Annotated in this window: 9 protein-coding genes; 7 read left to right on the top strand and 2 right to left on the bottom strand. The window is 32.8% G+C overall.

The window, feature by feature from the left end:
* Position 1: 1 nt before the first annotated feature.
* A complete protein-coding gene (locus tag HM981_RS14025) occupies positions 2 to 1,159 on the top strand; it encodes a lycopene cyclase family protein (protein ID WP_246286279.1) in 1,158 nt (385 codons plus the stop codon).
* A gap of 20 nt (positions 1,160 to 1,179) precedes the next feature.
* Here the strand turns inward: HM981_RS14025 and HM981_RS14020 are convergent, their stop codons facing one another.
* A complete protein-coding gene (locus HM981_RS14020; RefSeq protein ID WP_179339435.1) occupies positions 1,180 to 1,422 on the bottom strand; it encodes a hypothetical protein in 243 nt (80 codons plus the stop codon).
* 41 nt (positions 1,423 to 1,463) lie between these two features.
* A complete protein-coding gene (locus HM981_RS14015) occupies positions 1,464 to 1,922 on the bottom strand; it encodes an SRPBCC family protein (RefSeq protein ID WP_179339434.1) in 459 nt (152 codons plus the stop codon).
* 256 nt (positions 1,923 to 2,178) lie between these two features.
* On the opposite strand from HM981_RS14015, the gene HM981_RS14010 reads away from it, so the two are divergent.
* From HM981_RS14010 to HM981_RS13985, 6 genes are all read left to right on the top strand, one after another.
* The gene (locus tag HM981_RS14010; RefSeq protein ID WP_179339433.1) at positions 2,179 to 4,122 is read left to right on the top strand and encodes a peptidylprolyl isomerase; all 1,944 of its coding nucleotides are present in this window, start codon (positions 2,179 to 2,181) and stop codon (positions 4,120 to 4,122) included.
* A gap of 43 nt (positions 4,123 to 4,165) precedes the next feature.
* On the top strand, positions 4,166 to 4,984 hold the full coding sequence (locus tag HM981_RS14005) for a peptidyl-prolyl cis-trans isomerase (protein ID WP_179339432.1): 819 nt from the start codon (positions 4,166 to 4,168) through the stop codon (positions 4,982 to 4,984).
* Positions 4,947 to 6,389 carry a peptidylprolyl isomerase gene (locus HM981_RS14000; RefSeq protein ID WP_246286277.1) on the top strand — a complete coding sequence of 481 codons (1,443 nt, stop codon included), beginning with the start codon at positions 4,947 to 4,949 and terminating at the stop codon, positions 6,387 to 6,389. The genes HM981_RS14005 and HM981_RS14000 overlap by 38 nt, the downstream gene beginning before the upstream one ends.
* Positions 6,390 to 6,395: 6 nt before the next feature.
* Positions 6,396 to 7,349, top strand: coding sequence for an AAA family ATPase (locus HM981_RS13995; RefSeq protein WP_179339430.1), 954 nt, complete (start codon positions 6,396 to 6,398; stop codon positions 7,347 to 7,349).
* A 322-nt stretch (positions 7,350 to 7,671) separates the two neighbouring features.
* A complete protein-coding gene (locus HM981_RS13990) occupies positions 7,672 to 10,446 on the top strand; it encodes a bifunctional aconitate hydratase 2/2-methylisocitrate dehydratase (RefSeq protein ID WP_179339429.1) in 2,775 nt (924 codons plus the stop codon).
* A gap of 216 nt (positions 10,447 to 10,662) precedes the next feature.
* Positions 10,663 to 12,933, top strand: coding sequence for an aconitate hydratase (locus HM981_RS13985; protein ID WP_179339428.1), 2,271 nt, complete (start codon positions 10,663 to 10,665; stop codon positions 12,931 to 12,933).
* Positions 12,934 to 13,023 lie beyond the last annotated feature (90 nt).

Genomic DNA, 13,023 nt, shown 5'->3' with positions numbered 1-13,023 from the left:
ATTGAATAAAATAGAAGTGAAAGAAAGTTACGATTACATCATTGCAGGAGCAGGAGCTTCGGGTTTAATGTTGGCATACAGAATGTCGCAAGATGCCTTCTTTGATGATAAATCTATTTTAATCATAGATAAGGTAAAAGACAAGGGCAATGATAGGACATGGTGTTATTGGGAAAATGGAGTAGGAGAATGGGATTCAATATTAACTAAGACATGGTCTCATATTTTCTTTGGAAGTCATTCGTTTTCTAATACCATTTCAATTTCGCCTTTCGAGTATAAAATGATTAGAAGTGAGGCTTTCTATAAATTGCTTTGGGAGAACATAAATCTGAAACCGAATATTAGTTTTATCGAAGATACAATAGATAGTTTTTCGGAATTAAAAAAAGGAGTTCAAGTTATAACTGCAAATGGTACTTATTTTGGGGCTAAGCTTTTTAATAGTCTACCGGATCCAGAAGCTTACAAGTCTCAAGATAAATATCCTTTAATTCATCAGCATTTTGTGGGTTGGTTTATAAAGACTAAAACGGATACGTTTGATGATTCTGCAGCGACATTCATGGATTTTACAGTGCCACAAAACGGAAACACACGTTTTATGTATGTGATGCCAATAGATAAGAAAACAGCTTTGTTTGAGTATACATTGTTTTCAAAAGAGTTATTGGATTATTCTGAATATGAAAATGCTATAGAAGCATACTTGAAGCGTAAAAAAATATCAGATTACGAAATCATAGAAAAAGAAAAAGGTAATATTCCAATGACGTCTTTCAACTTTCAAGACTTAAACTCAGAGCACATTCTTAATATTGGAACAGCAGGAGGTTGGACAAAAGCTAGTACAGGTTACACGTTTAGTAATACGACTAAGAAAACAAAAGCGCTAATCGATTTTTTATCCAAAGAAAACGACCTGAGAAAATTTCAAAAAAAGACAAAATTTAATTTTTACGATGTAATCTTTTTAGATGTTTTAGCAAACAACAATGAAGAAGGAGCAGCACTTTTTTCATCCATGTTTAAAAAGACAGACATCAAAACTATATTTAAGTTTTTAGATGAAGACTCTTCGCTTTTAGAAGATTTAAAAATTATTCTATCAGTACCACCAAAACGATTTATTCAAGCGTTTTTTAAAAGACTTTTTTAACCTAGTATTAAGCTAATAAATTACTGATTTTCAGAATATACTTGTCCTCTATGAGGTTTTAGTGCGTCTCTAATAGGTTTCATTTCAGTTTCGTCAACAACCAAATACGCTAAAGTGTGCATATCGCTTAGCGTTTCAACTCCAGTAATTGTAATATCTAGTTTGTTATTGGTAATGTATTCTTTAAGATGAATTAAATGATGTTCAGCAGTTTTTTGTCCTGCAGGTCCTCTAAAGTCCCAAATCAATTTTAATTTTCGCATGGTTTAATTCTAAAATTTATCAATTTTAAATTGATGTAATATTAAATAGGTTTGTAAATTGAAATACCATGCTCAACAAAATTTTTAAAGTTGGTCATATGTGTTTTAGTCTGTTGCTTAAATGCAGCAGGCATAAAAAATAACATCATACTCATCTTTAAATTGGTGGTTTGAAATTCATTTTTAGAAACCCACTTAGTGGCACCATTTTCTATCGATTTAAAATAATTCTTCTGAATGTTTCTAACACCTTTAGTCGTGTAAGTTAAATGAAACTCATCAGGACAGCTTCGTTTTGTAACTGTTTCAGTGATTTCCATATTATGGTTTCCAAAACGATAACTCAATTTTATTTTAGATCCAAGTTCATTAGGGATTCCTGAAATATGTTCAGTACTCACTAGGCCTTCTTGCCAATGTTTTAGATTATAGGTTGCGTGCAGGTTTTTAATAACTTCAGAAAAGGGCTTCTCAATTAATATTTCATTAGTGTACAGCATCCATTGTTATTTTTTTACTAGAACTTAAAATTATAAAAAAACTTCGCTATTGCTTTATTTTATCGATGTTTCACATATTTAATTGTTAAAATCCTCGTTAAATAATAAGACTAGTTAATCTGGTATGATTTTTACTACGTAACTAGCAGTTGTTTATATAATAATGCCTAATATTCCACTTGTTAAATACGCTATTTATGTTACATTTGTTCCGTTTAAAAAGTGAATTATTTTAATACCAAAAGAAGATTAAATTATGAGTCTTAAAATTAAATGTTTGTTTTTAGTGCTGTTTGCACTAAATTTTTCTTTTTCACAAGATAAGGATGAGGTTCTTATTACAGTTGACGGAGCGCCTGTAATGGCTTCAGAATTTTTAAGAGTATATAATAAAAACCTAGATCTGGTTCAAGATGAAAGTCAAAAAGATATAGACGGTTATTTAACGTTATTTACAGAATACCAATTAAAACTTAAGGAAGCAAAACGATTAAAGTTAGATGAAGGCAAAACGTATCAGCGTGAGTTTTCTAGATACAAGAAGCAATTAATAAAAAATTATATCTCAGAAAATAAAGTAACTGAGGCTTTGGTTAAAGAGGCTTATGATCGCAGTAATATTGATATAAATGCGGCACATATCTTAGTGCGTTTGGATGCATCCGAAAAAGATACTTTAGCGGTTTATAATGAAGTTTTAGCTTTAAGAGAGCGCGTTTTAAAAGAAGGTTTTGATAAAGTAAAAGCAGAAATGCACAATGGGCAGACCATTTTTTTAGAAGATCTTGGTTCTTTTTCGGCTTTTAAAATGGTTTACAATTTTGAAACAGCAGCATATAATACTAAAGTAGGCGAAATCTCAATGCCTTTTAGAACTCAATTTGGTTACCATGTTGTTAAAGTAAATAGCAGAAGACCTTCTAGAGGAACAATAACTGCGGCTCATATTATGGTGAGTCTAAAAAGTAAGGATTCTTTAAACGATCCCGAACAACGAATTAATGATATTTATAAAAAATTAAACCAAGGTGAAACTTTTGAAGCTTTAGCAAAACAGTTTTCAGATGATAAAAGTTCTGCTAAAGATGGAGGTAAACTATCTCCTTTTAAAAGTGGTCAGTTGAGTTCTTTGGAATTTGAAGACGAAGCATTTGCTTTAAAAAAGGACAATGATGTTAGTAAACCATTTAAAACAGCTTATGGTTGGCATATTGTAAAACGTCTAGAGCTTAAACCAATAGAATCTTACGAGACATTAAAAGCATCGTTTGAAACTCAAGTCAAAAGAGATTCTAGATCTAAGCTAATTAACGAAGCTATGATTGATAAGCTTAAAGAGCAGTACGAGATTACGTATAATGCTAAGGCAAAGTCTTATTTTGAGTCAATTCTTAACAAAGATTATTATAGTCGTTCTTGGACATTACCTAAAGATTTTAAATCAGATGAAACACTTTTTACTATTAATGAATCACCTTTTACATACGCAGCTTTTGGAAATCATTTAAATACAGCACAACGTATTTATGCTGGTAAAACAGAATCTTTTTCAAGTATTGTAGAAAAAGAGTTTAAAAGTTTTTTTGATAAAACGATACTTCAGTACAGAGAAGATAATTTAGAATTAGAAAATCAAGACTACGCAAATATCCTTAAGGAATATAGAGATGGACTTTTGTTGTTTGATTTAATGGAGACAGAGATTTGGAATAAAGCCTCAAAAGATACGTTAGGATTAGAAACGTTTTATAATAAAAACAAATCTAAATATCAATGGACAGATAGAGTAGATGCTGTAATTGCATCATCGGCAGATAAATCTTTTATGAAAAAAATCGGCAAAATGATGAAAAAAGGAAAGTCTGAAGCTGAAATTGAAGCGAAATTGAATAAAAACGATGAGCAGAACGTTATCTTCACTAAAGGTATCTATAAGGTAGATGATCCAACGCTTCCTTCCAATTTTCAAGCTAAAAAAGGGATTTCAGACACCTATAAACACAACGAATCTTTTCATGTTATTAATGTATTAGAGGTACTACCAGCAGGACAAAAATCCTTAGACGAAGCAAAAGGTAATGTCATAAATGATTACCAAACGGAGATTGAAGCTAATTGGATTAACGATTTATATAGTCGTTATAAAATTGAAGTTAATCAAGACGTACTTAGTGCCATTAAGGCTAAAATCGGAAACTAATTCAAATTAATTGAAACATCTTTTATTTATAATATTCTTTTGTTTGTTCTTAACAAGCTGTGATTTCTTTAAAAAGTCTGATGAAGAGAATCCGATAGCTAGAGTTAACGACAGTTACCTTTATAAAGACGATATTAAAGATGTCGTTCCTGAAGGCACATCAAAGGAAGATAGCATCTTTATGGTTAATACTTATATTAATCGTTGGGCAAGGCAATTACTTTTAATGGATGGTGCATTGGTAAATCTTTCAGAAAAAAAGCAAGATAATTTTTCTAAACTGGTAAAACAGTACAAGAATGATTTATACGCTAAAGCCTATTTAGAAGGTTTGGTTAAAAAAAATATTGATTCTACGGTTCAACCTAAAACAGCTCAACTTTTCTATGACGCTAACAAAGAGTCTTTTAAACTTAATGATAATTTAATTCAATTAAGATACATTAGTTTGCCCTTAAACCCCATTAACTTAGATACAATAAAGAAGCGTTTTAAGCGCTTTGAGTATAAGGATAAAGTTTATCTAGATTCTATCTCTGTTCAGTTTAGATCGTATTCTTTAAACGATTCGCTTTGGCTGAAGTTAAGTCGTGTGGTAGATAAAATACCAAGTATAAATAATACGAATAAAAATGAACTGTTAAAAAAAACTAATTTCTTACAACTCAAAGATTCATTAAACCTATATTTGATGCTAGTAAAAGACGTACGGCTTCAAAACGACTATGCTCCGTTGGATTATGTGGAAACGTCAATTAGAAAAATTGTTATAAACAAGAGAAAACTAGAGCTCATCAAGCAACTCGAAAATGATATTACAAAAGATGCGATTAAACAAAATAAATTCCAAATTTATAATTAAAGCTGCCCTTTTGGTTGGTTTTATTTCATTTAACTTAAGCAACGCTCAAGAAATTATTGAAGATGATGTTCCTCAGGTTGAAAAGCCAAAAGATTCTGTCGTAGGCAATAAATCGCGTATCAAAGCAGACGGTGTTGCAGCTGTCGTTGGTGACTTTATTATTTTGGAATCTGATTTAGATAGAGAGATAGCACAATTAAAATCTCAAGGAGCAGATTTAAACGAGATAACACGCTGTGAGCTTTTTGGAAGTTTACTAGAAAGTAAACTGTATGCGCATCAAGCCATTCAGGATAGTGTTATCGTTAACGAGTTATTTATTCAGTCGCGCACAGAGCAGCAAATACAAGGTATTTTAGCTCAGACTAAAGGCGATATGGAAGGTTTGCTTAAATTCTACAAAAAGGATTCTGAACAAGCCTTGCGAGATGAGATGTATGAGATTAACAAAAACGGATACTTAGCACAAGAAATGCAAACTAAGGTTACAGGAGATATCGAAGTAACTCCAGAAGAAGTTCGTACGTTTTTTAACGAGATTCCAAAGGATGAGCGTCCTACATTTGGTACAGAACTTAAGTTGGCACAAATTGTAGTTATTCCTGAAGTTACAGAACAAGCAAAACAAGATGTGATTGATAAACTAAAAGGGTTTAAAACAGATATCCAAGAAAACGGTTCTAGTTTTACAACTAAAGTATTGTTTTATACTGAAGACACAGGCTCAAAAGCAACAGGAGGAAAATATACATTGAATAGAAAGCAACCAAGAATGGTAAAAGAGTTTAGAGATGTTGCCTTTTCTATGCAAGAAGGTGAAATCTCAGAACCTTTTGAAACCGATTTTGGATACCATATTATTTTACTAGAAAAAATTAGAGGGCAAGAATATGATGTTAGACATATCTTAATTCGTCCAGAATTATCTCAAGAAGCAATTAAAAAAGCTAAAGACGAGATTGATGAAGTAAGACAAAAAATTGAAGATGGAACATTAACTTTTGAGCAAGCAGCAAGAGAGTTTAGTGACGAAAAGGAAACTAAATATGAAGGTGGTCAATTAACCAATCCTACAACTCAAGATTTTAATTTTGAATTAACAAGAATGGAGCCAGAGCTTTATTCTCAAATTCAAGATTTAAAGGATGGAGAACTTAGTGAAGTTTTACAAGATGAAGATCGTGTAAACAGAATAAAATTTAAGATTCTAACGGTTACAGATCGTATTGATGATCATGAAGCAGATTTTGCAAAAGATTATTTAAAGATTAAAAATTTAGCCCTACAAGACAAACAAATTAAAGCTGTTGAAAAATGGCAAAAAGAAACTATTGTAGATACTTATATTAAAATTAATGGTGAGTACAGAGACTGTGATTTTCAAAGTAACTGGTTAAAAAAATAAGAGTTTATGTCTGATGTTGCTTTAATTGAAAATTTTGTAAAAAAATATGCAGCTTTAAAACAAGAGGTTGCTAAAGTTATCATTGGTCAAGATGAGGTGGTTAATCAAATTTTAATCTCTATTTTTTCTGGTGGTCATTCGCTTTTAGTCGGAGTTCCTGGTTTGGCAAAAACATTAATGGTAAATACCATCGCTCAAGCTTTAGGATTAAACTTTAAACGTATTCAGTTTACGCCAGATTTAATGCCAAGCGATATTCTAGGAAGTGAAATTTTAGATGAAAACAGACAGTTTAAATTCATAAAGGGCCCAATTTTTTCTAACATCGTTTTAGCAGATGAGATTAACAGAACACCACCAAAAACGCAAGCGGCTTTATTAGAAGCTATGCAAGAGCGTTCGGTTACTGTAGCTGGTCATCAGTATAAATTAAGTTTACCTTATTTTGTGTTAGCCACACAAAACCCAATTGAGCAAGAAGGAACATATCCTTTGCCAGAAGCTCAGTTAGACCGTTTTATGTTTGCTATCAATTTAGAATATCCTTCATTTCAAGAAGAAGTAGATGTTGTAAAAGCAACCACAACAGATGTTAAGGCAACAGTGAATTCATTATTCACTGCACAAGAAATTATAGATTTTCAAAATGTAATTCGTCGTATTCCTGTAGCAGATAATGTTATCGAATATGCCGTTTCTTTAGTGGCTAAGACTAGGCCTAAGGCAGATTCTGCTGCAGATATTGTAAAAGAATTTGTAGATTGGGGAGCAGGACCAAGAGCATCTCAAAACTTAATTCTAGCAGCAAAAACACACGCAGCAACTTTAGGAAAATTCTCTCCAGATATTGAAAATATTCAAGCAGTAGCGACAGGTATTCTAAGACACAGAATCATTAAGAACTACAAAGCAGAAGCAGAGGGAGTTAGTGACGAGAAGATTATTCAGAGTTTATTTTAATCTTTATCCAAAACATCTCTACCCTTAATAATTTTTAACTTAGATTTTAAGATATAAATACTTCAGTTGTTAATTAATTGAGGATATCATTATGTCTAGTTGGTACATGTTGTTTTATTCTTCGTTTTAGTCTATTAATCCTGATAAAATGATAAGCATATTTTAATTTTATGTCGCTATAATAAAATAGTATGATAATAATGTATTAGTCTATTGCATTTTTAAATCTTTATATTAATTTGCATGACTTTTTAAAATTTATAACACGACCGTAATTTTTGACATCGTTAAGATTAAAAAATAGCAACTAAAGATTCCTTACATGAGTATTTATCAAGATTACCTTAAGCAGATAGAAGAACGAAAAGATCAAGGACTTCATCCACAGCCAATAGATGGTGCTGAATTATTAAATAAAATAGTTGAGCAAATTAAAGATTTAGATAATGAATATAGAGATGGTTCTCTTAATTTTTTCATCTACAATGTTTTACCAGGAACAACTAGTGCAGCTAGTGTTAAGGCTAAATTTTTAAAAGAAATTATTTTAGGCGAATCAGTAGTAAAAGAAATTACTCCTGCTTTTGCTCTAGAACAATTATCTCACATGAAGGGAGGACCTTCAGTAGAAGTGTTATTAGATTTAGCTTTAGGTGAAGATACTGCTATTGCAGAAGATGCTGCTAAAGTGTTAAAAACTCAAGTATTCTTATATGAAGCAGATACTGAACGTTTAGAAAATGCTTTTAAAGCAGGAAACACTATAGCTACAGATATTATTAAGAGTTATGCGCAAGCAGAATTCTTTACAAAGTTACCTGAGATTGACGAAAAAATAGAAGTAGTTACTTACATCGCAGGTGTTGGTGATATTTCTACAGATTTATTATCGCCAGGTGGTGATGCGCATTCAAGATCAGACCGTGAGTTACATGGTCAGTGTATGTTTGAGCATAATAAAGACATGCAAAACGAATTGTTAGCGTTAAAAGAGCAACATCCTGATAAGCGTGTGATGCTAATCGCTGAAAAAGGTACCATGGGAGTTGGGTCTTCTAGAATGTCTGGTGTAAATAATGTAGCGTTATGGACAGGTGTTCCTTTTAGTAAATATGTGCCATTTATTAATTTTGCTCCAGTAATTGCTGGTACAAATGGTATTGCTCCAATCTTTTTAACAACAGTTGGTGTAACAGGAGGTATTGGTTTAGACCTTAAAAACTGGGTACAACAAAAAGATGCTGAGGGAAATACAATTCGTGATGAAGAAGGCGAGCCTATATTAAAAGAAACGTACTCTGTAGCAACAGGTACAATTCTTACAATTAATACAAAAGAGAAAAAATTATATAACGGAGATACAGAGTTAAAAGATATTTCTGCAGCATTTACACCTCAGAAGATGGAGTTTATGAAAGCAGGTGGTTCTTATGCTGTTGTTTTCGGTAAAAAACTACAAACATTTGCAGCAAAAGCTTTAGGAATCGAAGCTCCTCAAGTATATGCAACTTCAAAAGAAATAACAATTGAAGGACAAGGTTTAACAGCTGTAGAGAAAATATTCAATAAAAATGCCGTAGGAACTTCAGGCGCAACGTTGCATGCAGGTTCTTATGTCCGTGCAGAAGTTAACATTGTAGGTTCTCAAGATACTACAGGTTTAATGACCTCTCAAGAATTAGAGATGATGGCTGCGACAGTTATTTCTCCAATTGTAGATGGTGCGTACCAATCAGGTTGTCATACAGCTTCAGTTTGGGATGATAAATCAAAAGCAAATATTCCAAGATTAATGAGCTTCATGAACGACTTTGGTTTAATTACTGGTCGTGATCCTAAAGGAAAGTATTTTCCAATGACAGATGTTATTCATAAAGTATTGAATGATATTACTGTTGGTGATTGGGATATTATTATTGGTGGAGATTCGCACACACGTATGTCTAAAGGTGTTGCTTTTGGAGCCGATTCAGGAACTGTTGCCTTAGCATTAGCTACAGGTGAGGCTTCAATGCCAATTCCAGAATCAGTTAAAGTAACTTTTAAAGGACAAATGAAATCTTATATGGATTTCCGTGATGTGGTTCACGCAACACAACAACAAATGTTAAAGCAGTTTGGAGGTGAAAACGTATTCCAAGGTCGTGTGATTGAAGTACACATTGGAACGCTTACTGCGGATGAAGCTTTTACATTTACAGATTGGACAGCAGAGATGAAAGCAAAAGCGTCTATCTGTATTTCTGAAGATGATACTTTAATTGAATCTTTAGAGATTGCAAAAGGTCGTATCCAAATCATGATTGAAAAAGGAATGGACAATGCTAAACAAGTACTTAAAGGTTTAGTAAATAAAGCAGAGACTAGAATTACAGAGCTTAAAACGGGAATTAAGCCATCTTTAAGACCAGATGCTAACGCTAAATATCACGCAGAAGTTGTTATTGATTTAGATGAAATTTCTGAACCAATGATTGCAGATCCAGATGTAAATAATGAGGATGTTTCTAAACGTTATACGCATGATAATATTAGACCATTATCTTTTTATGGTGGTACTAAAAAAGTAGATCTAGGTTTTGTAGGGTCTTGTATGGTTCATAAAGGTGATATGAAAATATTAGCTCAAATGTTGAAAAATGTAGAAGCTCAATATGGCAAAGTAGAGTTTAAAGCACCTTTAATAGTTGCACCTCCTACATATAATATTGTTGATGAGTTGAAAGCAGAAGGAGACTGGGATGTTTTAGTAAGATATTCAGGTTTTGAATTTGATGATAACGCACCAAAAGGAGAAGCGCGTACAGGTTATGAAAATATGTTATACTTAGAGCGTCCTGGTTGTAATTTATGTATGGGTAACCAAGAAAAAGCAGCACCTGGTGATACGGTTATGGCAACATCTACACGTTTATTCCAAGGAAGAGTGGTAAAAGATTCTGGTGAGAAAAAAGGAGAATCTTTATTATCATCGACTCCAGTTGTAGTATTATCTACAATTTTAGGAAGAACACCAACTTTAGCTGAATATGAAGCGGCTGTCGATGGTATTGTTTTAACGAAGTTTAAGCCTTCAACAAAACAATTAGTGAGATAATTAAAATTTTATTTTATATAAGTGAAAGCCTGAATCTAAGATTCAGGCTTTTTTTATGGCTTTATTTAAATTTACTTCTATAAAATAGTGTTCTTAATCTTGGGGCGTTGTTGTATAGAAAATATTTATTCCACTATCATTTTTATATGTTATGAACGCTTTTAAAGTCATATTGCATTTTGTATATTAGTAAAATTAATTAAAAACTGATATACTATGGCATTTGATATTGATATGATTAAAAAGGTTTATGCAAAAATGACAGAGCGTGTTGATGCCGCTAGAGACATTGTTGGAAAACCATTAACACTTTCAGAAAAAATATTGTATTCACATTTATGGGACGGAAAACCTACAGAAGCGTTTACTAGAGGTAAAGACTATGTAGATTTTGCTCCAGACCGTGTAGCTTGTCAAGATGCAACAGCGCAAATGGCATTATTACAGTTTATGCAAGCAGGAAAACCTAAAGTTGCTGTGCCAACTACTGTTCATTGTGATCACTTAATTCAAGCAAAGGATGGTGCTGCAACAGATTTAAAACATGCAAATAGTACAAGTAGTGAAGTTTTTAGTTTTCTAGAGTCTGTGTCTAATAAATACGGTATCGGATTCTGGAAGCCAGGAGCAGGTATTATTCATCAAGTGGTATTAGAAAATTATGCATTTCCTGGAGGTATGATGATTGGTACAGATTCTCACACTGTAAATGCAGGTGGACTAGGAATGGTTGCCATTGGTGTTGGTGGAGCAGATGCAGTAGATGTTATGGCAGGAATGGCTTGGGAACTTAAATTCCCAAAACTTATAGGAGTTAAGCTAACCGGAAAACTTTCAGGTTGGACAGCACCAAAAGATGTTATTTTAAAAGTAGCAGGTATAGTATCAGCAAAAGGAGGAACAGGCGCTATTGTAGAATATTTTGGACCTGGAGCAACATCTATGTCTTGTACAGGAAAAGGAACCATATGTAATATGGGAGCTGAAATTGGAGCAACAACATCAACTTTTGGATACGATGATTCAATGGAGCGTTACCTACGTGCTACAGATAGAGCAGATGTTGCAGATGAGGCAAATAAAATTAGACCATATTTAACTGGGGATTCAGAAGTATATGAAAATCCTGAGCAGTATTTTGATCAAGTTATTGAAATTGATCTATCAAAATTAGGGCCTTTATTAAATGGACCATTTACACCAGATTTGTCAACACCTGCAGGTAAAGAAATGGGAGAGAAAGCGAAAGCTAACGATTGGCCAATTCAAGTAGAATGGGGTTTAATTGGTTCTTGTACCAATTCATCTTACGAAGATTTATCAAGAGCTTCATCTATTGCGCAACAAGCATTAGATAAAGGCGTGAAAATGAAATCTGAATTAGGAATTAATCCGGGATCTGAGCAAGTTCGTTATACTGCAGATCGTGATGGTATATTAGGTATTTTCGAAAAGCTTGATGCTAAGATTTTTACTAATGCTTGTGGACCATGTATTGGACAATGGGCAAGATATAGTGATCCTAAAAATGCACCTAAGAATAGTATTGTGCATTCGTTTAATAGAAATTTTGCTAAAAGAGCAGATGGAAATCCAAATACGCATGCTTTTGTAGCATCACCAGAATTAACCGCTGCAATTGCCATTGCTGGTCGTTTAGATTTTAACCCAATGACAGACAAGTTAATTAACGAAAATGGTGAAGAAATTATGTTCGATGAGCCTACAGGATGGGAACTACCACCAAAAGGTTTCGAAGTAAAAGAAAATGGGTATTTAAAACCAGTAGAAGATGGTAGTGGTGTTGTTGTTTCAGTAGACCCAACTTCAGAGCGTATTCAATTATTAGAACCTTTTACTCCTCTAGGAAATTCTATTACTGGAGCTAAATTATTGATTAAAGCTTTCGGGAAATGTACAACGGATCATATTTCTATGGCAGGACCATGGTTACGTTTTAGAGGACACTTAGATAATATATCTAATAACTGTTTAATTGGTGCTGTAAATGCATTTGGAAAGAAAACCAATTTTGTAAAAAATCAATTAACAGGTGAATTTGGTGGTGTTCCAGATACAGCAAGAGCTTATAAAGCAGAAGGAATTAAAACTATAGTTGTTGGAGATCATAATTATGGTGAAGGATCTTCTAGAGAGCATGCCGCCATGGAGCCAAGACATTTAGGTGTTGCAGCTGTTATAGTGAAGTCTTTTGCTCGTATTCATGAAACTAATTTGAAAAAGCAAGGAATGTTAGGTTTAACTTTTGATAATGAAGCTGATTACGATTTAATTCAGGAAGATGATACCTTCAACTTTACAGATTTAAATGAATTTGCACCAGATAAACAATTACATCTTGAAGCTGTACATGCAGATGGAAGTAAGGATTTAATTGCTTTAAATCACACTTACAATCAAGCTCAAATTGAGTGGTATAATGAAGGTTCTGCTCTTAATTTGATTAAAAAAGAGAACAATGCTTAGTTGTTAAATCATAATTAATAAAAATCCGTTAGAGTTTCTAACGGATTTTTTTGTGCCTATAAATTAGGAAGATAGGACTAAAATAAAAAG

It is taken from the genome of Winogradskyella ludwigii (assembly GCF_013403985.1).
Lineage (GTDB): Bacteria > Bacteroidota > Bacteroidia > Flavobacteriales > Flavobacteriaceae > Winogradskyella > Winogradskyella ludwigii.
The sequence above is the reverse complement of the archived record's forward strand: the minus strand, read 5'-3'. Positions and strand labels throughout refer to the sequence as shown.

What these genes read in the sequence shown, in the direction of transcription:
- HM981_RS14020 (WP_179339435.1), bottom strand. Translation starts at nt 1,422, where the DNA reads ATGCGAAAATTAAAATTGATTTGGGACTTTAGAGGACCTGCAGGACAA.
- HM981_RS13985 (WP_179339428.1), top strand. Translation starts at nt 10,663, where the DNA reads ATGGCATTTGATATTGATATGATTAAAAAGGTTTATGCAAAAATGACA.
- HM981_RS13995 (WP_179339430.1), top strand. Translation starts at nt 6,396, where the DNA reads ATGTCTGATGTTGCTTTAATTGAAAATTTTGTAAAAAAATATGCAGCT.
- HM981_RS14000 (WP_246286277.1), top strand. Translation starts at nt 4,947, where the DNA reads ATGCGATTAAACAAAATAAATTCCAAATTTATAATTAAAGCTGCCCTT.
- HM981_RS14015 (WP_179339434.1), bottom strand. Translation starts at nt 1,922, where the DNA reads ATGCTGTACACTAATGAAATATTAATTGAGAAGCCCTTTTCTGAAGTT.
- HM981_RS14010 (WP_179339433.1), top strand. Translation starts at nt 2,179, where the DNA reads ATGAGTCTTAAAATTAAATGTTTGTTTTTAGTGCTGTTTGCACTAAAT.
- HM981_RS13990 (WP_179339429.1), top strand. Translation starts at nt 7,672, where the DNA reads ATGAGTATTTATCAAGATTACCTTAAGCAGATAGAAGAACGAAAAGAT.